The 23,430-nt window shown below is 70.5% G+C and carries 19 protein-coding genes and 1 pseudogene; 17 read left to right on the top strand and 3 right to left on the bottom strand.

Annotated features, from left to right (window positions below; all coding sequences use genetic code 11):
- The first annotated feature begins 158 nt into the window (after positions 1-158).
- Positions 159-734, top strand: coding sequence for a hypothetical protein (locus AB0J04_RS36020; protein WP_363172821.1), 576 nt, complete (start codon positions 159-161; stop codon positions 732-734).
- A 17-nt stretch (positions 735-751) separates the two neighbouring features.
- Here the strand turns inward: AB0J04_RS36020 and AB0J04_RS36025 are convergent, their stop codons facing one another.
- Positions 752-1,789 carry an O-antigen ligase family protein gene (locus tag AB0J04_RS36025; protein WP_363172822.1) on the bottom strand — a complete coding sequence of 346 codons (1,038 nt, stop codon included), beginning with the start codon at positions 1,787-1,789 and terminating at the stop codon, positions 752-754.
- A 300-nt stretch (positions 1,790-2,089) separates the two neighbouring features.
- On the opposite strand from AB0J04_RS36025, the gene lnt reads away from it, so the two are divergent.
- From lnt to AB0J04_RS36070, 9 genes and pseudogenes are all read left to right on the top strand, one after another.
- On the top strand, positions 2,090-3,700 hold the full coding sequence (lnt, locus tag AB0J04_RS36030) for an apolipoprotein N-acyltransferase (protein ID WP_363172823.1): 1,611 nt from the start codon (positions 2,090-2,092) through the stop codon (positions 3,698-3,700).
- A gap of 36 nt (positions 3,701-3,736) precedes the next feature.
- Positions 3,737-4,216 (top strand): NUDIX domain-containing protein, encoded by a 480-nt coding sequence (locus AB0J04_RS36035; protein WP_363172824.1) that lies wholly within the window; start codon positions 3,737-3,739, stop codon positions 4,214-4,216.
- Positions 4,217-4,260: 44 nt separating this feature from the next.
- Positions 4,261-4,584 (top strand): annotated as a pseudogene (locus tag AB0J04_RS36040) (helix-turn-helix domain-containing protein); the annotation flags it as partial.
- Positions 4,585-4,880: 296 nt separating this feature from the next.
- Positions 4,881-5,813 (top strand): terpene synthase, encoded by a 933-nt coding sequence (locus tag AB0J04_RS36045; RefSeq protein WP_363172825.1) that lies wholly within the window; start codon positions 4,881-4,883, stop codon positions 5,811-5,813.
- A gap of 109 nt (positions 5,814-5,922) precedes the next feature.
- Positions 5,923-7,008: an S-(hydroxymethyl)mycothiol dehydrogenase gene (locus tag AB0J04_RS36050; RefSeq protein ID WP_363172826.1), complete on the top strand. Its 1,086-nt coding sequence runs from the start codon at positions 5,923-5,925 to the stop codon at positions 7,006-7,008.
- Positions 7,008-7,640 (top strand): MBL fold metallo-hydrolase, encoded by a 633-nt coding sequence (locus AB0J04_RS36055; RefSeq protein ID WP_363172827.1) that lies wholly within the window; start codon positions 7,008-7,010, stop codon positions 7,638-7,640. Before AB0J04_RS36050 ends, AB0J04_RS36055 begins: the two co-directional genes overlap by 1 nt.
- A gap of 226 nt (positions 7,641-7,866) precedes the next feature.
- Positions 7,867-8,229: a bifunctional 3-phenylpropionate/cinnamic acid dioxygenase ferredoxin subunit gene (locus AB0J04_RS36060; RefSeq protein WP_363172828.1), complete on the top strand. Its 363-nt coding sequence runs from the start codon at positions 7,867-7,869 to the stop codon at positions 8,227-8,229.
- Complete coding sequence (locus AB0J04_RS36065; RefSeq protein ID WP_363172829.1) at positions 8,226-9,386, top strand: FAD-dependent oxidoreductase; 1,161 nt, start codon at positions 8,226-8,228, stop codon at positions 9,384-9,386. The genes AB0J04_RS36060 and AB0J04_RS36065 overlap by 4 nt, the downstream gene beginning before the upstream one ends.
- A 64-nt stretch (positions 9,387-9,450) precedes the next feature.
- Positions 9,451-10,581, top strand: coding sequence for an aromatic ring-hydroxylating dioxygenase subunit alpha (locus AB0J04_RS36070; RefSeq protein WP_363172830.1), 1,131 nt, complete (start codon positions 9,451-9,453; stop codon positions 10,579-10,581).
- A 1-nt stretch (position 10,582) separates the two neighbouring features.
- Here AB0J04_RS36070 and AB0J04_RS36075 read toward each other — a convergent pair whose 3' ends face one another.
- Entirely contained in the window at positions 10,583-11,380 is a 798-nt protein-coding gene (locus AB0J04_RS36075; protein WP_363172831.1) for an IclR family transcriptional regulator, read from the bottom strand.
- A gap of 151 nt (positions 11,381-11,531) precedes the next feature.
- Here AB0J04_RS36075 and betA point away from each other — a divergent pair, with 151 nt between their 5' ends.
- Both betA and AB0J04_RS36085 read left to right on the top strand, forming a co-directional pair.
- Positions 11,532-13,208, top strand: a complete 1,677-nt coding sequence (gene betA / locus AB0J04_RS36080) for a choline dehydrogenase (protein WP_363172832.1) — start codon at positions 11,532-11,534, stop codon at positions 13,206-13,208.
- Positions 13,209-13,211: 3 nt separating this feature from the next.
- Positions 13,212-14,048, top strand: a complete 837-nt coding sequence (locus tag AB0J04_RS36085) for a 5,10-methylenetetrahydrofolate reductase (protein ID WP_363172833.1) — start codon at positions 13,212-13,214, stop codon at positions 14,046-14,048.
- Between the two features lie 77 nt (positions 14,049-14,125).
- On the opposite strand, the gene purU is transcribed toward AB0J04_RS36085, so the two are convergent.
- Positions 14,126-14,998, bottom strand: a complete 873-nt coding sequence (gene purU, locus AB0J04_RS36090; RefSeq protein WP_351920375.1) for a formyltetrahydrofolate deformylase — start codon at positions 14,996-14,998, stop codon at positions 14,126-14,128.
- A gap of 228 nt (positions 14,999-15,226) precedes the next feature.
- On the opposite strand from purU, the gene AB0J04_RS36095 reads away from it, so the two are divergent.
- From AB0J04_RS36095 to AB0J04_RS36115, 5 genes are all read left to right on the top strand, one after another.
- Positions 15,227-16,696, top strand: a complete 1,470-nt coding sequence (locus tag AB0J04_RS36095; RefSeq protein ID WP_363172834.1) for an aldehyde dehydrogenase family protein — start codon at positions 15,227-15,229, stop codon at positions 16,694-16,696.
- A 20-nt stretch (positions 16,697-16,716) separates the two neighbouring features.
- On the top strand, positions 16,717-17,805 hold the full coding sequence (locus AB0J04_RS36100; protein ID WP_363172835.1) for a glycine betaine/L-proline ABC transporter ATP-binding protein: 1,089 nt from the start codon (positions 16,717-16,719) through the stop codon (positions 17,803-17,805).
- The gene (locus tag AB0J04_RS36105) at positions 17,805-19,805 is read left to right on the top strand and encodes an ABC transporter permease subunit (RefSeq protein WP_363172836.1); all 2,001 of its coding nucleotides are present in this window, start codon (positions 17,805-17,807) and stop codon (positions 19,803-19,805) included. Before AB0J04_RS36100 ends, AB0J04_RS36105 begins: the two co-directional genes overlap by 1 nt.
- A 13-nt stretch (positions 19,806-19,818) precedes the next feature.
- Positions 19,819-20,799 (top strand): ABC transporter substrate-binding protein, encoded by a 981-nt coding sequence (locus AB0J04_RS36110; RefSeq protein ID WP_363172837.1) that lies wholly within the window; start codon positions 19,819-19,821, stop codon positions 20,797-20,799.
- Positions 20,800-20,991: 192 nt separating this feature from the next.
- Complete coding sequence (locus AB0J04_RS36115; RefSeq protein ID WP_363172838.1) at positions 20,992-23,430, top strand: FAD-dependent oxidoreductase; 2,439 nt, start codon at positions 20,992-20,994, stop codon at positions 23,428-23,430.

The following is a 23,430-nucleotide window of genomic DNA, read 5'->3' on the forward strand; positions in this document are numbered from 1 at the left end:
CGAACATCCCGCTTCGCGGGACGTTCCCGAAAGCCAGGATCAACCCCTACAAGCCGACCCCACCGAGGTTGACGAAACAGATAGGGGCACCCCCCGGCGGAGCAGTCACCCTGCGCAACGTGCTACCGGCGCAGCGAAACCTGAGTAACCTCATGTATATGAGGGACCACGCCCACGACGAGAGCACCCCGCTTCCGGACGTCCCGCATCATGACGCCCCGCATCCCGACGTGTGGACCGGGCGCGCGACGAACCGGTTCCAATGGCTTCTCGCGCTCGTCGGCGCCGCCTGTATGGCGCTCGGCGTCGAGCTCGCCGTCGACTCCGCGTGGACGTCCGGCATCGCCCCGCTCGCCATGGCCGTCGTCGGCTGCATCGCCGCCGGGCTGCTGGTCCTCTTCGGCACCCTCGCCTTCGTCCACGTCGACCTGAAGCTCGACAAGGAGTGCGTCGAAGTGCGCTGCGGCCACATCGGCGTGCCGCGCCGCCGCATCCCGCTGTCCCATGTCGCCGGAGCCGACTTCGAACCGCATGTCACCCCGCGCCACTGGGGCGGCTGGGGCTATCGCTGGCGGCCGGAGATGGGCACGGCGGTCGTCGTACGCCGGGGCGAGGGCGTGGTGCTGCGGCTCTGGGACGGGCACACCTTCACGATCACCGTGGACGACGCGGAGTCGGCCGTCCGCGCCATCAGGGACCGGCTGCGGACGGGCACGCCGGGCACCGCGCACTGACCTGCGACCGCCGTCGATCAGGCAGCCGGGCGGTCGCCCGGGTGCAGGTCGCCGCGGTGCCGGTCCCGTTCGAACCCTGGCCTCGTCTCGGGTGTCGCGGGCGGCTCCTCGGCGAGCGGCCGGGCCGTGGCCAGGCCGGCCAGCAGCCCGGCGCCGACCGAGACCGTGGTGAAGCTCAGCGCGTTGCCGATCGCGGCGACCGCGGCGAGCGCCGTGAGCGCGGCGCCCGCGGTGAGGACCACCGGCGTGGGGCGCGGCGCGCGCCACAGCGCGAACAACACCCAGCAGAAGACCGCGGCGAGCAGCAGCACCCCGACGACGCCCTGCTCGGCCGCCAGCTGCAGCGGCGCGGAGTGCGGCTTGCCGTCGGACAGCGACGCCTCGGCCGCCGTCGGGCTCAGCTCTCCGAAGCGTCCGGGGCCCACGCCCAGCCCGGCCTCGCGGCGGGCCATGCCCAGGGCGTCGTGCCACAGGTCGACCCTGCGCTGCGTGAGCTGGTCCGTCAGGGCGTCGGTGAGGCCCGCCGGCAGCGCCTTCGCGGCGACCGCCCAGGTCAGGCCCGTCACCAGGGCGGCGGCGACGGCCAGCGCCGCGAGCGCCGGACCCCGGTGGCGCATCCGGCCGGCGGCCAGGGAGCACAGCAGCACGGCACAACAGGTCGCCAACGCCGTGGTCGAGCCCAGGAGCGCCCCGGCGATCGCGCTGCCCCCGGCGAGCAGCCACAGCGCGAGCCGGAGCAGCGGCACGGGCGTGGCCCACGCGGCGCAGCACGCGGCGCCGGCCGACAGGGTCAGCACGGCAGCGGTGGCGCCGGCGTGGCCCAGCGGCGCGACGATCTCGGGTCCCGGGGCCAGCCGGGGCAGCGTCACCGTCAGCGTGAGCCCCGCCACCGCCCCGGCGCAGGGTGCGGCGACCGGCAGCAGCGCTCCGCAGATCCGCCCCGCCGCGTATCCGGCGGCCAGCGCGAGCACCGCGAGCAGGACGCCCTCGGGGCGTCCGTCGTGCACGGCGGCGGTGACCAGGGCCCAGACGGCGCACGCCCCGAGCACGACCACGCCCGCCGCGTCGGAAACGCTTCGTCTTTCCCTGGTCCCGCTGATTCTTCCGTCTTCGCCGTCCGCGCCCGTTCCGGCCGCAGACGTCATCCCCGTGGAACCCACCCGTCCCCCCGAACCCGGCCGCCCCCGCGACCGTGACGGCCCTGAACCGTGACGGACCCCGGCCGCCTGCGCGACCGGAGCTCTGGCACACCGTAACGGCTGATGGGCGGTTTGTGGATGAGTTGCGCCGGGGGCGTGCGCCCGCCCCGGGGACTGCGCTGTCGGCCGAAAGGTCACCCGCCGTACACTCCCGGAGTGACCGTCACCGCAACTTCCGTGGGCCAGTCGGACGAACTGGAGCCCCGCACCGCGCCGACCGCGCGCGGCGCGCGGCTCCTGCGCCTCGTTCCGGCCGCCGCAGCGGCGCTCTTCGGAGTGCTGCTCTACGTCAGCTTCCCGCCGCGCACCCTGTGGTGGCTGGCGCTGCCGGCCTTCGCGGGCTTCGGCTGGGTGCTGCGCGGACGCGGCTGGAAGGCGGCCTTCGGTCTCGGTTACCTCTTCGGCCTCGGCTTCCTGCTGCCGCTGCTGGTGTGGACCGGCGTGGAGGTCGGCCCCGGCCCCTGGCTCGCCCTGGTGGCCATCGAGGCGGTCTTCGTCGCGCTGGTCGGCGTCGGCGTCGCCGCGGTGTCGAAACTGCCGGCCTGGCCGGTGTGGGCGGCCGCGCTCTGGATCGCCGGCGAGGCGGCACGCGCGCGTGTGCCCTTCCGCGGCTTCCCCTGGGGCAAGATCGCCTTCGGCCAGGCGGACGGCGTCTTCCTGCCCCTCGTCGCACTCGGCGGCACCCCCGTGCTCGGCTTCGCGGTCGTCCTGTGCGGCTTCGGCCTGTACGAGCTGGTCCGCCTGGTGTCGGAGCGGCGGCGTACGGGCGAGGTGCGGCGGTCGGCCGCCGCGGTGGCGCTGCTCAGCCTGGCCGTTCCCTTCGGGGCCGCCCTCGCGTTCCGCACGCTGGTGAGCGACAAGGCGGAGGACGGCACCGTGACGGTCGCCGCCATCCAGGGCAACGTGCCGCGCCTCGGCCTGGAGTTCAACGCCCAGCGCCGCGCCGTGCTCGACTACCACGCGCGCGAGACGGAGCGGCTGGCCGCCGAGGTCAAGGCCGGCAGGATCGCCCGGCCCGACATCGTGCTGTGGCCGGAGAACTCCTCCGACGTCGACCCCTTCGCCAACGCGGACGCCGCCTCCGTCATCGACAAGGCGGCCAAGGCGATCGGCGCCCCGATCTCGGTCGGCGGGGTCGTCGAGCGCGACGGCAAGCTCTACAACGAGCAGATCCTCTGGGACCCGGTGAAGGGCCCCACGCAGACGTACGACAAGCGGCAGATCCAGCCGTTCGGCGAGTACCTTCCGCTGCGTTCGCTCATCGGGGCGATCAACAGCGACTGGACGGCGATGGTCCGCCAGGACTTCAGCCGGGGCACCGAGCCGGGCGTGTTCGACATGGCCGACGCCAAGGTGGGCCTGGTCACCTGCTACGAGGCCGCCTTCGACTGGGCCGTGCGCTCCGAGGTCACCGACGGCGCCCAGCTGATCTCCGTGCCCAGCAACAACGCCACCTTCGACCGCAGCGAGATGACCTACCAGCAGCTCGCCATGTCGCGCGTCCGCGCGGTCGAGCACAGCCGGACCGTCACGGTGCCCGTGACCAGCGGCGTCAGCGCGATCATCATGCCGGACGGGAGGATCACTCAGAAGACCGGCATGTTCGTCGCCGACTCCCTGGTGCAGAAGGTGCCCCTGCGCTCCTCGGAGACCCCGGCCACGAAGCTGGGCATCCTGCCCGAGATCGCCCTGGTGCTCGTCGCCGCCGGCGGTCTGGGCTGGGCGATCGGCCTCGGGCTGCGGGCGCGGCGGAGCGCGACGAACTGACGAGGCCGCCCGGACGGGGCCGGATAGGGTCGGATCATGCCGACTCCTGAGTTCATCACCGAGATCCGGGCCTCCGCGGGCCACCAACTGCTCTGGCTTCCCGGCGTCAGCGCCGTCGTCCTCGACGACGAGGGCCGGGTGCTGCTGGGGCAGCGGGCGGACGACCACGAGTGGTGCGTGCTCTCGGGCATCCCGGAACCGGGCGAGCAGCCCGCGGACTGCGCGGTGCGGGAGGTGTACGAGGAGGCGGGCGTGCGGTGCGTCCCCGAACGCGTCGTCATGGTCCGCGCCGGGCGGCGGGTGGAGTATCCGAACGGCGACAAGTGCCAGTTCATGGACATCACCTTCCGCTGCCGGGCCGTCGGCGGCGAGGCGCGGGTCAACGACGACGAGTCCGTGGCGGTGGGCTGGTTCGCGCTGGACGCCCTGCCGCCGATGCGGGAGCGGCAGCTGTTCCGCATCAAGCAGGCGCTCTCCGACGAACCCACATGGTTCGACACCGCGACCTCGCAGTGAGGTAGGGGCGCCCACCCGGCACGGCCTGGCCGCGGCCCGCGACGGCGGCCGCGGAATTCGGTTTCCTGAGGCCGCACCTCGTCGGCGACCGGGACATGGCCGGTTTCGTCGACCGCGCCCCGGGCCGGGTCGTCGCCTACGCCGAACGGCGCGGCGCCGAACGGCCGCGCACCCTCGACGCGTACTTGGCCTCGGGCGTGAGTCCCGCCCGCCCCAAGGATGAACTCCACGTCCACGTCAACACGGTGGCCCAGCGTCGGGAGCGGGCCGGACGTCTTCCGGGCGACGACGGGCAGAGCCCGGTCCGCGCACTGGAGGTCCAACTGGTCCTGAGACCGCGCCGGTTGGCGCCTCCGACCCGCAACTGACGCCGTACGGAGGCAGGTCGGGCGGCGGTTGGACAGACGCCTTTCGGAACAATTTCGCTTGTGGCCGGAAGTGCGCGCCCCCAAGACGGCGTATTCGCCGCATTATGATAGTTATGAGTAGCGAAACTTTCGTTCGGGAACTGCTCGTGCCGAGTGTCCTGTGTCCTTTCCCCGTCATCCATGACGAGAGGGCAGCTCGCAGGGCAGACGAAGAAATCGCTGCTTGGGCACAGAGCCTTGGCCTCTTTCCGGGGCAGCGGGCCGAGCTGAGCGGGTACCGGTTCGGCACGTTCGCGGTGTTGACGCACCCCGACGCGGTCGACGACGATCACCTGTTGCTCGCGGCCCGCAACATGACCGCTCTCTTCGCCGCGGACGACCACTATTGCGACGAGGGAGTCGAAGGCGTCCGCCTGGCGTCGAGCGCCTCGCGGCTCGCGGGGGCGTTGACCGCGCTGGAGAGCCGCTCCCGGATGCCCGACTGCCCCTCGGTCGAGAAGTTCGTCGGCGGCGAACCGGTGACGCGCGCGCTCCGCGAGACCGCGGGCCACCTGGCACGCTTGGGCACGCCGACGCAAGTAGGCCGATTGCGCCACGAGACGATCGCCACGTTCCTGGCCATGGCGGCGGAAAACGCCTGGCGTCTCGCCGGGCGCGCCCCGGATCCCGCGGAGTACCTGGCTCATCGCAAGTACAACGGCGCCATGGCCTGCCTCGTGCTGATCGACGTGGTCGGCGGCTACGAACTGTCGGCCGGTGACTGGGAGGACCCCGGCGTCCGGTCGCTGTCGCTCGCCGCCTCTTTGATGATCATGCTGGTGAACGATCTGTACTCGGTCGCCAAGGAGAGCGCGGACGTCGGCAGCCACAGCCTGCCCACCGTGCTGGCCGCACGCCACGGATGGTGTCTCGAACAGAGCATGAAGGCGACCGGCGAGCTCCACGACCGCCTCATGCGCGACTATCTGCGGCTGGAGCCCGAGGTCGCGCGCGGCGCCTCGCCCGAACTCCGCCGCTACCTCGCCGGACTGCGGCACTGGATGCGCGGAAACCTCGAATGGCACACCCTCACCGGACGGCACAACCATCGCGAGGGACGCCCCACCCCCAGGACGGGACCGCAGGGGCCCACCCATGATCGGCTGGAGGACGATGTGCAGCCCTGGCCCGCCGCCGGATTCTGCCCGCACTGCGGGGACCGCCACGAGGCGGCCACCGCGGTCGCGTAAGTCATCCTTGACCCCCGGTCGGTGCTCCACGATGCTTGTTGCGGCCCATGAGAAGTGTGCCGTAATGAGCAACATCAGACTCAGGTCTCGCACCAACCGAGGAGTGGCCATGACTCATCAGGTCCGTGCTGTCGTCGCGCGCGGCAAGGGCGCCCCCGTCAGCCTGGAAACGATCATCGTGCCCGACCCGGGCCCGGGCGAGGCGCTGGTGAGGATCGAGGCCTGCGGGGTCTGCCACACCGACCTGCACTATCGCGAGGGCGGCATCAACGACGACTTCCCCTTCCTGCTGGGCCATGAGGCCGCGGGCGTCGTGGAGTCGGTCGGGGCGGGCGTCACCGACGTGGCCCCCGGCGACTTCGTGATCCTCAACTGGCGGGCCGTCTGCGGCCAGTGCCGGGCCTGTCTGCGCGGACGGCCGCAGTACTGCTTCGACACGCACAACGCGAAGCAGAAGATGACCTTGCTCGACGGCACCGAGCTGTCGCCGGCCCTGGGCATCGGCGCCTTCGCGGAGAAGACGCTGGTGGCGGCGGGCCAGTGCACCAAGGTCGACCGGGCTGCGTCGGCGGCCGCCGTCGGCCTGCTGGGCTGCGGCGTGATGGCGGGCATCGGCGCGGCCATCAACACCGGTCAGGTCGGACGCGGCGACAGCGTGGCCGTCATCGGCTGCGGCGGCGTCGGGGACGCCGCGGTCGTCGGGGCGCACCTGGCGGGCGCGGCGAAGATCATCGCCGTGGACATCGACGACAACAAGCTGGACACCGCCAAGAAGCTGGGCGCGACCCACACCGTCAACTCCCGCAACGCCGACCCGATCGAGGCGATCCGCGAGCTGACCGGCGGATTCGGCGCCGACGTCGTCATCGAGGCGGTGGGCCGCCCGGAGACGTACAAGCAGGCGTTCTACGCCCGCGACCTGGCCGGCACGGTCGTCCTCGTCGGGGTGCCGACCCCGGAGATGAAGCTGGAGCTGCCGCTGCTGGACGTCTTCGGCCGGGGCGGCGCGCTGAAGTCCTCCTGGTACGGCGACTGCCTGCCGAGCAGGGACTTCCCCATGCTCGTCGACCTCTATCTCCAGGGCCGGCTGGACCTGGACGCGTTCGTCACCGAGACCATCGCGCTGGACGACGTCGAGAAGGCCTTCGAGCGGATGCACGGCGGCGACGTGCTGCGCTCGGTGGTGGTCTTCTGATGGCCGGCGCCCGCATCGAGCGTCTCGTGACCTCGGGGACGTTCTCCCTGGACGGCGGCACCTGGGACGTCGACAACAACGTGTGGATCGTCGGCGACGACAGCGAGGCGATCGTCGTCGACGCCGCGCACGACGCCGCGGCGATCGCCGCGGCCCTCGGCGGGCGCACCCTGCGCGCCATCGTGTGCACCCACGCCCACAACGACCACATCGACGCCGCGCCCGAACTCGCGGCGCGCACCGGCGCCCCGATCCTGCTGCACGGCGACGATCTGCCGCTGTGGAAGCAGACCCACCCCGACCGGATGCCCGACGGCGAACTCTCCGACGGCCAGGTCCTCACCGTGGCCGGCGTCGAACTGACCGTGCTGCACACCCCCGGCCACGCCCCCGGCGCGGTGTGCCTGTACGCGCCGGACCTGGCGGCCCTGTTCAGCGGTGACACGCTCTTCGCGGGCGGGCCGGGGGCGACGGGACGGTCGTACAGCGACTTCCCGACGATCGTGGACTCCATCCGGCACCGGCTGCTGACGCTGGCGGGCGACACCGTCGTGCACACCGGTCACGGGGACGCGACCACGATCGCGGCCGAGGCCCCGCACCTTCAGGAGTGGCTCGACCGGGGCTTCTGACCGTCCTCCCCGCACTGTGCACGCCCCCTCCCGGACCTGTGGTCCGACGAGGTGGGCGTGCATTCGCCGTCTTCATCACTGTTTCGCATCACGCCGAGAGTTGTGTGATGAGAAACAGCAAGAGGCCGTTCCGCGGGCCCTCTGGATGCCTTGACAAGGGTTCGGGGCGACCTCAGACTGATGTTGCGCTTACCGCAATCCGTTTCGCTATACGCACCGAGGTGTCATGATGATTCCCGCGTGCCGACTCGCGGATCTCCCGCGAGGTGAGGCCTTCCGGCTCGACATCGATCCGCCGGTCTCGGTGTTCCACACCGACGACGGCGAGATCTTCGCCATCGACGACACCTGTACCCACCAGGACGCCTCGCTCGCCGACGGCTGGCTGGAGGGCTGCGAGGTGGAATGCCCGCTGCATGCTTCGAAGTTCGACCTGAGGACCGGCGCGGTCGACTCCCCGCCGGCCAAGCTGCCCGTCCGCACCCATGAGGTCGTGGTCGAGGACGGCATGATCCACGTCCGGCTGTCCACGGACGCCCCCAACCTGCCGCCGTGCGTCTCGGCCCGGCTGGCCGGGGGCCCCGCGTGAGGACGGTCGCCGTGGTGGGGGCCTCGCTCGCCGGGCTGTCGGCGGCGCGCTCACTGCGGAAACAGGGCTACGACGGACGCCTGGTCGTCATCGGGGACGAGCCGCACCGCCCCTACGACCGACCGCCGCTGTCCAAGGAGTTCCTGGCCGGCACGCTCGGCGAGGCGGACCTCGCGCTGGAGACGGACGAGGAGGAACTGGCGGCGCAGTGGCTGCTCGGCGTCCGCGCCACCGGACTGGACCGGGCCGAGCGCGCCGTCCGGCTCGCCGACGGCGGGACGCTGCCCGCCGACGGCGTCGTCATCGCGACCGGCGCCGCCGCGCGCACCCTGCCCGGCTCGGAAGGCCTGGCCGGCGTGCACACCCTGCGCACGCTGGACGACGCCCGTGCCCTGCGGGACGAACTGGGCGGCGGCGGACGGCTGGTGGTGATCGGCGGCGGCTTCATCGGCGCCGAGGTCGCCTCCACCGCCTACGCCCTCGGCCTCGACGTCACCGTGATCGAGGCCGCCCCGACGCCCCTGGCCGGACCGCTCGGCGAGACCATGGGCGCCGTCGTCTCCGCCCTCCACGCGGACCACGGCGTACGGCTGTTGTGCGGGGTCGGCGTCAAGGGCCTGAGCGGGGAGGCCCGCGTCGACGCCGTTCTCCTCGAGGACGGCCGCACGGTTCCCGCGGACATCGTCGTCGTCGGCGTGGGCGCCCGCCCCTGCGTCGAGTGGTTGGAAGGATCCGGCGTGGCTCTCGACAACGGCGTCAAGTGCGGCGCGGACGGCCGCACCAGCCTGGCCGGCGTGGTCGCGGTCGGCGACTGCGCCAACTGGTACGACCCCCGCGCCGGGGCCCACCGTCGCGTCGAGCACTGGACCGGTGCGCTGGAGCGTCCCGCCGCGGCCGTCGCGACGCTGCTGGCGGGCGGCGCGGTGGAGCCGGGGGTGCCCCGGCCGCCCTACTTCTGGTCCGACCAGTACGGCGTGAAGATCCAGTTCGCCGGCTCCGCGGTGGGCGCGGACAGTGTGACGGTCGAGGAGGGCGCCTCCGGCGATCGCAACGTCCTGGCCGTCTACCGGCGTGGCGATCGGCCGGTCGCCGTGCTCGGGATGAATCAGCCGAGGCTGTTCACCCGCTGGCGCAAGCAACTGAACGCTGCGCGGTGAGATGAGCACCGTTCCGCGCCCCTACGGGGCGCTCCCCGCTACGACGTTTCCTGAGGAGTGCACCGTGACCTCGACCAGTCTGCCGGACAGCCTGATCGCCACTCTCCCCGGCTCCTCCTACACGGATCCGGCGATCTTCGCCCAGGAGCAGGAGCGCATATTCGAGACCATGTGGTTCTGCGTCGCGCGCTCCTCCGAGCTCGCGAAGCCCGGCGCCTTCCGGACCGTCGACGTGGGTCGCGAGAGCATCCTGGTCACCCGGGCGCGTGACAACTCCGTCCGCGCCTATTTCAACGTCTGCCGGCACCGCGGGGCCAAGCTGTGCACCGAGGAGACCGGCGAGGTCAAACGCGCCTTCCAGTGCCCGTACCACGCCTGGACGTACGACCTGAACGGCAAGCTCGTCGCGGCGCCCAACCTCACCAAGATGCCCGACGTCGGCCGCACCGAGTACGGCCTGGTGAGCGTGGCGGTCCGGGAGTGGCTCGGCTACGTCTGGGTCTGCCTGGCGGAGAACCCGCCGTCCTTCGAGGAGGACGTCATCGGGGAGGTCATCGGCCGCCTCGGCGACGTCGAGTCGATCGAGCGCTACGACATCGACAACCTCGCGGTGGGCAAGCGGATCGTCTACGACGTCAAGGCGAACTGGAAGCTCATCATCGAGAACTTCATGGAGTGCTACCACTGCGCCACCATCCACCCCGAACTCACCGAGGTGCTCCCCGAGTTCGCGGACGGCTACGCGGCCCAGTACTACGTCGGGCACGGCGCGGAGTTCGGCGAGGAGGTCCAGGGGTTCACCGTGGACGGCTCCGCGGGGCTGGACCGGATTCCGGGCGTCGCCGAGGACCAGGACCGCCGCTACTACGCGATCACCGTCCGGCCGCAGGTCTTCATCAACCTCGTCCCCGACCATGTGATCTTCCACCGGATGTACCCGGTGGCCGCCGACCGCACCATCGTCGAGTGCGACTGGCTCTACCTGCCGCACGTCGTCGAGAGCGGCAAGGACGTCAGCCGGTCCGTGGAGCTGTTCCACCGCGTCAACGTGCAGGACTTCGACGCCTGTGAGCGCACGCAGCCCGGGATGAGCTCCCGGCTGTATGCCAAGGGAGGCGTGCTGGTGCCCAGCGAGCACCACATCGGGGCCTTCCACGAGTGGGTGAACGAGCGCCTGGGCGCACCCCGGGGGTGACTCAGCCCAGGTAGCCCATCCGGTGGCTGATTTCGTCCGCGCCCTTGATCAGCACCGGAGCCAGCTCGTGCAGACGCTCCTCGGTGAACCGGTACGAGGGGCCGGAGGCGCTGAGTGCGGCGATGACCTCGCCGTCCCGGTTGCGGACCGGCGCGGCCATGGCGTGCAGGCCGATCTCCAGCTCCTCCAGGGTCCAGGCGTAGCCGCGCTCCTTCGCCTCGGCGAGGTTCTTCTCGAGCCTCGTCCTCGCGGTGATGGTCTGCGGGGTGGACTTCTTCAGACCGGCCTCGGCGATCAGCGCGGCCCGCTCCCTGGCCGGCAGGTGGGCCAGCAGGATCTTGCCGCTCGACGTGGCGTGCAGGGGGGTCAGCTCGCCCACCCAGTTGTGCGCGGTGACCGCGCCAGGGCCGCGCACCTCGTAGAGATTGATCGCGTACTGCTCCTGCATGACGGCGATGTTGACGGTCTCGCCGATCGCCTCGGCGAGCCGCTCGCAGACCGGGCGGCCCTGCTGCGTGATGTCGATGCGTCCCGTGACGGCGCCGGCCAGGCGTACGATGCCGAACCCGAGGCGGTACTTGCCACGCTCGCCCGCCTGCTCCACCAGACCGCGCGCCTCGAGCGCGCCGAGAAGCCGGAAGGCGGTGGACTTGTGAACGTCGATCTCGGCCGCGACCTCACTGACGCCCGCTTCGCCGCGCTGCGCGAGGATCTCCAGGACGCTGATGGCGCGGTCCACCGACTGGACTCCGCCGGCCTGTGAATTCGACGTTTCTGTGTCAGTGCTGTAGTTGCTCACAGTGAAACTATACGCGTAGTAAACAACACGCTTGCAAGTAACGGGACGGAAATCAAGGCTCACTAAGTTGCGTGGTTCGCAACCTGGTGCATATAGCGCTACCGGTACTAGCATGCCTCGCGTATCTACGGCGCGAGCGAGACGAGGCACCATGGCTCCCTTGCAGTACGACTTCGTCATCGTCGGCGGCGGATCGGCCGGCAGCGCACTGGCGAACAGGCTCTCCGCGGACCCGGCGAACCGGGTACTGGTACTGGAGGCCGGCCGGTCCGACTTCCCGTGGGATGTCTTCATCCACATGCCCGCGGCGCTGACCTACCCCATCGGCAGCCGGTTCTACGACTGGAAGTACGAGTCCGAGCCCGAACCCCACATGGGCGGCCGACGCGTCTACCACGCGCGCGGCAAGGTGCTCGGCGGCTCCAGCAGCATCAACGGCATGATCTTCCAGCGCGGAAACCCCATGGACTACGAGCGCTGGGCGGCCGACCCCGGCATGGAGACCTGGGACTACGCGCACTGTCTGCCCTACTTCCGGCGGATGGAGAACTGCCTCGCGGCCGACCCGGACGACGAGTTCCGCGGCCATGACGGCCCTCTCGTCCTCGAACGCGGCCCGGCGAGCAACCCGCTCTTCGGCGCCTTCCTCAAGGCCACCGAGGAGGCGGGCTACGCCCCCACGGACGATGTCAACGGCTACCGGCAGGAGGGTTTCGCCAAGTTCGACCGCAACGTCCACCGCGGACGCCGGCTGTCGGCCTCGAAGGCCTACCTCAAGCCCGTGAGGAAGCGCCCCAACCTCACGGTCAAGACCCGCGCCCTGGTCACCCGTGTCCTGTTCGAGGGCAAGAAGGCCGTCGGCGTCGAGTACCAGCGGGGCAAGGGCGCGCTCCAGCAGGTCCGCGCCAAGGAGGTCATCCTCTGCGGCGGCGCGATCAACTCCCCGCAGCTGCTCCAGCTCTCCGGCGTCGGCAACGCCGAGGAACTGCGCGCCCTCGGCATCGACGTCGTCCACGACCTCCCCGGCGTCGGCGAGAACATGCAGGACCACCTGGAGGTGTACGTCCAGTACGCCTGCAAGCAGCCGGTCTCCATGCAGCCGTACATGGCGAAGTGGCGCGCCCCCTTCATCGGCCTTCAGTGGCTGTTCCGCAAGGGTCCGGCCGCCACGAACCACTTCGAGGCCGGCGGGTTCGCCCGCAGCAACGAGGACGTCGAGTACCCCAACCTGATGTTCCACTTCCTGCCCATCGCGGTCCGCTACGACGGCTCCTCGCCGGCCGGCGGCCACGGCTACCAGGTGCACGTGGGCCCGATGTACTCCGACGCCATCGGCTCGGTGAAGATCAAGAGCAAGGACCCGCGCGACCACCCGGCGCTGCGCTTCAACTACCTCTCCACCGATCAGGACCGCCGCGAGTGGGTCGAGGCGATCCGGGTGGCCCGCAACCTCCTCAACCAGCCCGCGATGGCCCCCTACAACGACGGGGAGGTCTCGCCCGGGCCGCAGGTCGACTCGGACGAGGAGATCCTCGCCTGGGTCGCCAAGGAGGGCGAGACGGCCCTGCACCCGTCCTGCACCTGCAAGATGGGCCCCTCCGCCGACGAGACGGCCGTCGTCGACCCGACCAGCATGCGGGTGCACGGCGTGGAGGGCCTGCGCGTGGTGGACGCGTCCGTCATGCCGTACGTCACCAACGGCAACATCTACGCGCCGGTGATGATGGTCGCCGAGAAGGCCGCCGACCTGATCCTCGGCAAGGAGCCGCTGCCCCCCTCCAAGGCCGCGTACTACCGCCACCGTGACGCCCAGAAGCAGGCCGGGTAGACCTTGGCCGGCCACGGGCTCAGGGCGCTGCTGGAGAGCGTGCGCTACGAGGTGCTGCCGGCCGGGGCGACCGAGGACAAGGTCCTCGCCCATGTCCCGCGCGACGTCGTCGTCACCGTGACGGCGTCGCCGGCCAAGGGCCTGGAACCGACCCTCGACCTCGCCGGCCGGCTCTCGGCGCACGGCTACCGCGTCGTCCCGCACGTGCCCGCGCGGCTGCTGCGGGACGACGCGCACCTGAAGGAGGTCGCGAGCCGGCTCCGCGAGGCGGGGGTGGACGACGTCTTCGTCCCGGCGGGCGACGCGAACCCGCCCGCCGGGGCCTACGACGGGGCGCTGCCGGTGCTGCGCCGGCTGAGCGAGCTGGGCAGGCCCTTCGCGCACGTCGGCGTCACCGGCTATCCCGAGAGCCATCCCCTGATCCACGACGACGTCACGATCCAGGCGATGTGGGACAAGCGGGCGCACGCCACGAACATCGTGAGCAACCTGTGCTTCGACCCCCGGGTGCTGGGGGAGTGGATCGCCCGTGTACGACAGCGGGACGTCACCCTGCCCCTTCATGTGGGCGTCGCCGGGCCCGTGCAGCGGGCGAAGCTGCTCGCGATGGCGACGAAGATCGGGGTCGGGGAGTCGACGCGCTTTCTGACGAAGCACGCGTCGTGGTTCCTGCGCTTCGCCACGCCCGGCGGGTATTCGCCGGAGAGGCTGCTGACGCGCGCCGAGGGGGCCCTCACGGCGCCCGCGGCCGGGGTGGCGGGGCTGCACCTGTTCACGTTCAACCAGATCGCCGAGACGGAGGCGTGGCGGCGGGCCGTGCTGGAGCGGATCGGCCCGTAGGGGGCCTCGTCCTCAAAAAACGCCGGACGGGCTGGGACGCCCGTCCGGCCTTCGCGTGCGGAGCCGCTCGGAACCGCTCAGCGGAAGACCACCGTGCGGTTGCCCTCCACCATGACGCGGCTCTCGCTGTGCCATTTCACCGCGTGGGCGAGGACCTGCGCCTCGACGTCGCGGCCGACCGTGACCAGCTCGCCGGGGTCGAGGGAGTGGTCCACGCGGACGACGTCCTGCTCGATGATCTGGCCCTCGTCGAGGTCCGAGGTCACATAGTGCGCCGTCGCGCCGACGAGCTTCACGCCGCGGTCGTAGGCCTGGTCGTAGGGCTTGGCGCCCTTGAAGCTGGGGAGGAAGGAGTGGTGGATGTTGATGGCGTGACCCTCGAGCTGCTTGCACAGGTCGTCGGAGAGGATCTGCATGTAGCGGGCCAGCACCACCAGGTCGACGTCCAGCTCGCGCACCAGCTCCAGCAGTCGTGCCTCGGCCTCGGCCTTGGTGTCCCTGGTGACCGGGACGTGGTGGAAGGGGACGCCGTAGGTGTCGGCCAGTGCCTCGAAGTCCCGGTGGTTGGAGACGATCGCGGGGATCTCGATGTTGAGGGAGCCCGTGCGCTGCCGGAAGAGCAGGTCGTTCAGGCAGTGCCCGAACTTGGACACCATGATGAGCGTCCGGGTCGGGGTCGACGCGTCCCGAAGGGTCCAGGAGATGCCGTAGGCCTGGGCGACGGGTCCGAATCGGTAACGCAGATTTTCCAGATCGGCGTTTGGATCGGAAACGTCGAAGTGGACCCTCATGAAGAAACGGCCCTGGAGTCGATCATCGAACTGCTGGCTCTCCAGGATGTTGCCGGAGTTCCTCACGAGAAAGCCACTCACGGCGTGGACCAGCCCGGCGCTGTCGGGGCAGGAGAGGGTGAGGACGAACTCACGGCCAGGTTGCGGTCGAGGGGACATGCAGACCTCCGCTGGTGCGTATTGCACAACATGGTGAGCGATACGCAACATGGTCGGGTCGGTGTCGTCTGAGGTCAAGGGTGGCAGGGCAAGTGCCCGCAAAGCTGAATCGTCATCGGTGAACCTCTTGACGCCGGTCAGGACATTCGCCAGGGTGTTCCACCACGAGCAATTGAGTGCATGATGCGCAACGCATTTTCGGTTCAAGGGCTTTGAAGGGCTAGGCGCGTGGCAGACCTGTATGTAGACGGGAAATGGCAGGATCCGGTGGCCGGCGGCCGCCGGGAAATCCGATGTCCCGCTGATGGAACACTCTCGGCCACCGTGTCCGAAGGGACCCGCGCCGACACCGAGGCCGCGATCGCCGCGGCCCGCCGCGCCTTCGACGGGGGCGCCTGGCCACGCACCCCCGAACGCGAGCGGGGAGCGCTGCTGCTGCGCACCGCCGACATCCTGGAGCGCGACGCCAAGGTGTTCGCCCGCGCCGAATCGCTGGACACCGGCAAGCGCCTGGTGGAGAGCGAGTACGACATCGCCGACGTCGTCTCCTGCTTCCGCTACTACGGCGGCATCGCGGGCACCGACGCCGGCCGCGTGATCGACACTGGCCGCGACGACGCGGTCAGCCGCGTCGTCTACGAGCCGATCGGCGTCTGCGGCCTCATCACCCCCTGGAACTACCCGCTGCTCCAGGCGTCCTGGAAGGTCGCGCCCGCCCTGCTGGCGGGCAACACGATCGTCCTCAAGCCCAGTGAGCTGACCCCCTCCACCTCGATCCTGCTGATGCGGGCGCTGGAGGAGGCCGGGCTCCCGGCCGGCGCCGCCAACCTCGTCCTGGGCGCCGGGCCCGAGGTGGGCGCACCGCTGTCCGAGGACCCGGCCGTCGACATGGTCTCCTTCACCGGAGGCCTGGAGACCGGCACACGCATCATGGCCACCGCCGCGGCGGGCGTGAAGAAGGTGGCCCTGGAACTCGGTGGCAAGAACCCCAACGTCGTGTTCGCCGACGCCGACTTCGAGACGGCCGTGGACTTCGCTCTCACGGCCGTCTTCCTGCACTCCGGGCAGGTCTGCTCGGCCGGCGCCCGGCTGATCGTCGAGGACTCGCTGCACGACCGGTTCGTCGACGAGGTCGTCCGCCGGGCACGGCAGATCCGCCTGGGCGGGCCCTTCGACGCCGACGCCGAGACCGGCGCGCTGATCTCCGCGGCGCACCGGGACAAGGTCGAGGCGTACGTCGCCGCCGGCCTCGCCGAGGGCGCCGTACTGCGCTGCGGCGGCGCCCGCCCCGACGACCCGGCCCTGGCAGACGGCCACTACTACCCGCCGACCGTCCTCGACGAGTGCCGGCAGGACATGCGCGTGGTGCACGAGGAGTCCTTCGGGCCGGTGCTCACCGTGGAGCGCTTCACCGACGAGGACGACGCCGTCCGCATCGCCAACGACACCGAGTACGGACTCGCCGGAGCCGTCTGGACGCAGGACGCCGGCAAGGCCCAGCGGGTCGCCGGGCGGCTGCGCCACGGCACGGTGTGGATCAACGACTACCACCCCTATGTGCCGCAGGCGGAATGGGGTGGCTTCGGGCACTCGGGCGTGGGTCGGGAGCTGGGACCGACCGGCCTGGCCGAGTACCGAGAGCCCAAACACATCTGGCAGAACATCCAACCCCGGCCGCAGCGCTGGTTCCGCGGCTGAACGCCGAAAAGAGGTCGATCGTGACCCCAACACAGACCGAGGTCCCCCAGCGGCGCGGTACGCCCCAGGACTCGGACTCCACCCCGGTCATCTCCGTGCGCAATCTGTGGAAGGTGTTCGGGCCGAAGGCCGACCGGGTACCGGACTCCGAGGAGCTGTGCGGCCTCACCCGCCGCGAGCTCATGGACCGCACCGGATGCACCGCCGCCGTACGCGATGTGAACTTCGAGGTCGCGCCGGGCGAGGTCTTCGTCGTGATGGGCCTGTCCGGTTCGGGCAAGTCCACGCTGGTGCGATGTCTGACCCGGCTGATCGAGCCGACCTCCGGCGAGGTCGTCTTCGAGGGCAAGGACATCCTCGACGCCGACGACAAGCGCCTGCGCGACCTGCGGCGGCGCAAGTTCTCGATGGTCTTCCAGCACTTCGGTCTGCTGCCCCACCGCCGCGTCGTCGACAACGTGGCGTTCGGTCTGGAGATCCGCGGCATGGGCAAGGGCGAGCGCACCCGGCGGGCCCAGGAGGTCGTCGAACTGGTCGGCCTCGCCGGCTACGAGAACTCCTACCCCGACCAGCTCTCCGGCGGCATGCAGCAGCGCGTGGGCCTCGCCCGGGCGCTGGCCGGCGACCCGGACGTGCTCTTCTTCGACGAGCCGTTCTCGGCGCTCGACCCGCTCATCCGCCGTGACATGCAGAACGAGGTCATCCGACTGCACCACGAGGTCGGCAAGACGATGGTGTTCATCACCCACGACCTGTCCGAGGCGCTCAAGCTGGGCGACCGCATCCTCATCATGCGCGACGGCAAGATGGTCCAGTGCGGCACCGGCGACGAGCTGGTCGGCGCCCCGGCGGACGACTACGTCCGCGAGTTCGTCAAGGACGTGCCGCGCGGCGATGTGCTGACCCTGCGCTGGATCATGCGACCGGTGGAGGACGGCGACACCCTCGACGGCCCCGAGCTGGGCCCGGACGTCGTGGTGCGGGAGGCCACCCGGGCGGTGCTCGCGGCCGACCGGCCGGTCAAGGTCGTCGAGAACGGCAAGCTGCTCGGCATCGTCGGCGACGAGGAGATCCTCGCGGTCGTCGCCGGGCAGGAAGGCGACATGTGATGACCGTCGTCATGGAGAAACCGGAGCAGACGGAGCCGGTGGCGAAAGCCGCCCCCGTCGTGGGCACGCGCAGGATCAGCCGCTCCATGGTCGTGGGCGCGATCCTGCTCGGCTGGCTGCTGCTGTTCGCCGTGCTGCGCGGCAAGCAGACCCTCACCCTGGCGGCGGCGGACCTGACCGATCTGCACCGGTGGTTCAACGACGTCAACGACTCGATCGGCGCGAACCGCAACTCCAACCCGCTCTTCCTCTACTTCTTCAACGAGATCCGCCTGGTCATCGACAACCTGGTGACCTTCGTCCAGGGGCTGATCTCGCAGCCCACCGGCGACCGCCCGCTCCCGCAGATCGGCTGGCTCGGCGTCGTCGGCATCGCCGGGTATGTCGCCTGGGCCGTGGGCAACTGGCGGGTCGCGCTGCTGGCGGTGGCCGGGTTCACCTTCTTCGGGCTGCAGGGCCTGTGGCAGGAGAGCATGGACACCCTCGCGCTCACCCTGTCCGCGGTCTTCGTGGCGCTGCTGTTCGCGATCCCGCTGGGCGTGTGGGCGGGGCTGTCCGACCGGTTCAACCGGGTCATGACGCCCTTCCTGGACTTCATGCAGACGATGCCCACCTTCGTCTATCTGGCGCCGCTGACCCTGTTCTTCCTCATCGGCGGGGCCTCCGCCACGATCGCCACGGTGATCTACGCGGCGCCGCCGGCGATCCGTATCACCGCGCACGCCATCCGTTCGGTGCCGGAGACCACCGTCGAGGCGGCCGACTCGCTGGGCGCGACCCGCTGGCAGGGGCTGCTGAAGGTCCTGCTGCCGATGTCCAAGCGGACCGTGGTCATGGGCGTCAACCAGTCGATCATGGCCGCTCTGGCCATGGTGACCATCGCGGCCCTGATCGACGCGCCCGGCCTCGGCAAGACCGTCGTGCAGGCGCTCCAGTCGCTCGACGTCGGCACCGCCTTCAACGCGGGCCTGTCCATCGTCGTCATGGCCATCGTGCTCGACCGGGTCACGACCGCGGCCAGTGGACGGGCGGAGGCGGCCCGGAACTCGAAGAACCGGTTCCTCGCCTGGCGGCGGCCGCTGCTGGGCGCGGGCGCGGTGGTCACCCTGGTCCTGGTCTACCTGTCGAACACCTACCTGTGGGCGGCGGAGTTCCCCGGCGACGGCGGAGTCGGCAGCTCCATCGCGAGCGCGGCCGACTCCAGCACGACCTGGGTGCAGGACAACCTCTCCGGCCTCACCAACGCGGTCCGCGACGCCATCACCAACGGTCTGCTCAATCCGTTCCAGACGCTGCTCACCGACTCCCCGTGGTGGCTGGTCGGCGCGGTCCTGATCGGGCTCGGCGTGGTGCTGGGCGGCTGGCGCGCCGGCGTCACCACGGCCGTGTGCGTGGGCCTGCTGGTCGGCACCGGAGTGTGGTCGGACGCCATGACGACGATGGCGTCGACCCTGGTCGCCACGGTCATCGTGATGCTGTTCGGCATGGCCTTCGGCGTGTGGATGGGACGCAGCGCGCTGGTGGACCGGCTGCTGCGGCCCACCCTGGACGCGGCACAGGTCATGCCGCCGTTCGTCTATCTCGTGCCGTTCCTCGCGCTGTTCGGCGCGACCCGCTTCACGGCGATCGTCGCCGCGGTCGTCTACGCGGCTCCCGTCGCGATAAAGATCATCGCGGACGGGGTGCGCAACGTGCCCGCGACCACCGTGGAGGCGGCCACCTCCGCCGGGTGCAACACCTGGCAGATCATCACCAAGGTCCAGCTGCCGATGGCACGCAGCGCCCTGACTCTCGCGACCAACCAGGGCCTGATCTACGTGCTGTCGATGGTTGTGGTGGGCGGCCTGGTAGGCGCGGGCGCCCTCGGCTACGACGTCGTGGCCGGCTTCTCGCAGGGGCAGCTGTACGGGAAGGGGCTGGCCGCGGGGCTGGCCATCGTCCTTCTCGGAGTCATGTTCGACCGGATCACTCAGGCAGCGGCGCGACGTGTCGGCGCGTAAGGAGCTACGGACCATGGCAAGGCAAGCGAAACACTGGAGAGTCGGCGCGGCCGGTATGGCGGTTCTCGGGCTCACCCTCACCGCCTGCGGCGGTGCGAAGGTCGGGGACAGCAGTTCCTCGGGGTCCGACAGCTCGGGCGGCTCCGCCAAGTGCGGCGCCTTCAACCTCGCGGTCAACCCGTGGGTGGGCTACGAGGCGGACGCGGCGGTCGTCGCGTACGTCGCGGAGAACGACCTCGGCTGCAAGGTCACCAAGAAGGACCTGAAGGAGGAGATCGCCTGGCAGGGCTTCGGGACGGGCGAGGTCGACGCCGTCCTGGAGAACTGGGGCCACGACGATCTGAAGAAGAAGTACGTCGAGGGGCAGAAGACGGCCGTGGAGGCCGGCTCTACCGGCAACAAGGGCATCATCGGCTGGTACGTGCCGCCGTGGCTGGCGAAGGCCTACCCCGACATCACCGACTGGAAGAACCTCAACAAGTACGCGGCGAAGTTCAAGACCTCGGAGTCGGGCGGCAAGGGCCAGCTGCTCGACGGTGACCCGTCGTACGTCACCAACGACGAAGCCCTGGTCAAGAACCTGAAGCTGGACTTCAAGGTGGTGTACGCGGGCAGCGAGACCGCGCTCATCCAGGCCTACCGCAAGGCCGAGAAGAACAAGGAATGGGTGATCGGCTACTTCTACGAGCCGCAGTGGTTCCTCTCCGAGGTGCCTTTGGTGAAGGTGAACCTGCCCGCGTACACGGCCGGCTGTGACGCCGACGCCGAGAAGATCGCGTGCGACTACCCCGTGTACGACCTGGACAAGATCGTCAGTGCGAAGTTCGCCAAGTCGGGCAGCCCGGCCTATGACCTGGTGAAGAACTTCAACTGGACGAACGACGACCAGAACGTCGTGGCGAAGTACATCGCCGTGGACAAGATGACGCCCGAGGCGGCGGCGAAGAAGTGGGTCGACGCCAACCGCGCCAAGGTGGACGCCTGGATCAAGTAGGCCGGTCGCGGATGCCCGGTGGGCGGTGTGCCTCGTGCACACCGCCCACCGGGCATCGCTGTTTTCCGGGCCGCTTTTCGAGGCCTTCCTCCGACGTCACGGCCCTCTTGACACCCACCTGCACGACAGGCACATTGAGTTGCGCAACCTGAATCACGTTGCGTAGAAAGCAACTGAACCGGAGGTGCGGCGATGGCGGGACCCCGAGTGGTCATCATCGGAGCGGGCGTCGTTGGAGCGGCACTCGCGGACGAGATCTCCGCGCGAGGCTGGACCGATGTGACCGTGGTCGACCAGGGCCCGCTGCCGGCCACCGGGGGCTCCAGCTCGCACGCCCCGGGGTTGGTCTTCCAGACGAACTCCTCCAAGACCATGACCGAGCTGGCCCGCTACACCGTCGAGAAGTTCTGCTCCCTCGACGTCGACGGCAAGCCCTGCTTCCTCCAGGTCGGCGGCCTCGAAGTGGCGACCACCCCCGAGCGCCTCACCGAGATCCGGCGCCGCCACGGCTGGATCACCGCCTGGGGCATCGAGGCCCGCCTCCTGACCGCCGAGGAATGCGTCGAGCAGCACCCGCTGGTCGACCCGGACCGGGTCCTCGGCGGCCTCCTGGTGCCCACCGACGGCCTCGCCAAGGCGGTCCTCGCCGTCGAGGCGCAGATCCGCCGGGCCACCGAGCGCGGCGTCCGCTTCCTGGCCCGCCACGAGGTCCTCGACGTGACCCGCGCCGACGGCGAGGTGACCGGCGTCCGCACCGACCAGGGCGAGATCCCCGCCGACATCGTCGTGTGCTGCGCCGGCATCTGGGGCCAGAGGATCGCCCGCATGGTCGGCATGAACCTGCCGCTCACGCCGCTCGCCCACCAACTCGCCTGGACCGGCCCGGTACCGGCGCTCGCGGGCCAGACGGAGGAAGCGGTCCGGCCGATCCTGCGCCACCAGGACGCCGACCTCTACTACCGCGACCGCTTCGACGCCATCGGCATCGGCTACTACGGCCACCGCCCGATGCCCGTCTCCGTCGACGACATCCTCTCCGTGGACGAGGCCGAGTCGATGCCGTCGGTCCTGAAGTTCACCGAGGAGGACTTCGAGGACGCCTGGACCGAGACGCGGTCCCTGCTCCCCGCGACGCGGGAGGCCAAGGTCGAGGAGGGCATCAACGGCCTGTTCTCCTTCACCACCGACAACTTCCCGCTCCTCGGCGAGTCCCCGGACGTCAAGGGCTTCTGGGTCGCCGAGGCCGTCTGGGTCACCCACTCCGCGGGCGTCGGGCGGGCCATGGCCGAATGGCTGGTCGACGGCCACTGCTCCTCCTTCGACCTGCACGAATGCGACGTCAACCGCTTCGAGCCGCACCAGCTGTCCCCGGAGTACGTGCTGGCCCGCGACTGCCAGAACTTCGTGGAGGTCTACGACATCCTCCACCCGCTCCAGCCCTCCGGCGCCCCGCGCCCGATCCGCACCAGCCCCTTCCACGCCCGCCAGCAGGAGCTGGGCGCCTTCTTCCTGGAGGCGGGCGGCTGGGAGCGCCCGCAGTGGTACGAGGCCAACGCGGAGCTGGTCGAGGGGCGCAGTATCCCGACCCCCAACGACTGGGCGGCGCGGTACTGGTCGCCGATCGTCGGCGCCGAGGCGCAGGCCACCCGCGAGACCGTCGCGATGTACGACATGACGGCCCTCAAGCGGATCGAGGTCGCCGGCCCCGGCGCGGGCGCCTTCCTGGACCGGCTGTGCACCGGCAAGATCACCAAGTCCGTCGGCTCGGTGACGTACACCCTGCTCCTGGACCACGACGGCGGCATCCGCAGCGACGTCACCATCGCCCGGCTGGCCCCCGACCGCTACCAGGTCGGCGCCAACGGCAACCTCGACCTCGACTGGTTCACCCGCCACCTCCCCGCCGACGGCCGCGTCCAGGTCCGCGACATCACCCCCGGCACCTGCTGCATCGGCCTGTGGGGCCCGCTCGCCCGCAAGGTCCTCCAGCCCCTGACGGACGAGGACTTCTCGGGCGACGGCCTCAAGTACTTCCGCGCCAAGCGCGCCTACATCGGCTCGGTCCCCGTCACCGCGATGCGGCTGTCGTACGTCGGCGAGCTCGGCTGGGAGCTCTACACCACCGCCGACCAGGGCCTGAAACTGTGGGACACCCTGTGGCAGGCGGCCAAGCCCCTCGGCGGCGTCATCGCCGGCCGCGGCGCCTTCAACAGCCTCCGCCTGGAGAAGGGCTACCGCTCCTTCGGCACCGACATGACCTACGAGCACGACCCCTACGAGGCCGGCGTCGGCTTCGCCGTCAAGACCGACAAGGACGACTTCATCGGCAAGGCGGCACTGGAGCGGCGGCGGGCCGACGTACGGCGCAAGCTGACCTGCCTCACCATCGACGACCCGGAGTCGGTCGTCATGGGCAAGGAGCCGGTCTACGACGGCGAGCGCGCCGTCGGCCATGTCACCAGCGCGGCCTACGGCTACACCATCGGCAAGGGCATCGCCTACGCGTGGCTGCCGACGGAACTCACGGCCCCGGGGACGACCGTGCACATCGGCTACTTCGACCGGCGAGTCGAGGCGGTCGTCGCCGAGGAGCCCCTGTTCGACCCGACGATGTCCCGTCTCCGTGGCTAA

The organism is Streptomyces sp. NPDC050263, from assembly GCF_040655955.1.
Taxonomy (GTDB): Bacteria; Actinomycetota; Actinomycetes; order Streptomycetales; family Streptomycetaceae; genus Streptomyces.

Coding starts and splice junctions, on each gene's coding strand:
- purU (WP_351920375.1), bottom strand. CDS start 14,998: ATGTCCCCTCGACCGCAACCTGGCCGTGAGTTCGTCCTCACCCTCTCC.
- AB0J04_RS36110 (WP_363172837.1), top strand. CDS start 19,819: ATGGCAAGGCAAGCGAAACACTGGAGAGTCGGCGCGGCCGGTATGGCG.
- AB0J04_RS36035 (WP_363172824.1), top strand. CDS start 3,737: ATGCCGACTCCTGAGTTCATCACCGAGATCCGGGCCTCCGCGGGCCAC.
- AB0J04_RS36115 (WP_363172838.1), top strand. CDS start 20,992: ATGGCGGGACCCCGAGTGGTCATCATCGGAGCGGGCGTCGTTGGAGCG.
- AB0J04_RS36020 (WP_363172821.1), top strand. CDS start 159: ATGAGGGACCACGCCCACGACGAGAGCACCCCGCTTCCGGACGTCCCG.
- AB0J04_RS36105 (WP_363172836.1), top strand. CDS start 17,805: ATGACCGTCGTCATGGAGAAACCGGAGCAGACGGAGCCGGTGGCGAAA.
- betA (WP_363172832.1), top strand. CDS start 11,532: ATGGCTCCCTTGCAGTACGACTTCGTCATCGTCGGCGGCGGATCGGCC.
- AB0J04_RS36055 (WP_363172827.1), top strand. CDS start 7,008: ATGGCCGGCGCCCGCATCGAGCGTCTCGTGACCTCGGGGACGTTCTCC.
- AB0J04_RS36050 (WP_363172826.1), top strand. CDS start 5,923: ATGACTCATCAGGTCCGTGCTGTCGTCGCGCGCGGCAAGGGCGCCCCC.
- AB0J04_RS36060 (WP_363172828.1), top strand. CDS start 7,867: ATGATGATTCCCGCGTGCCGACTCGCGGATCTCCCGCGAGGTGAGGCC.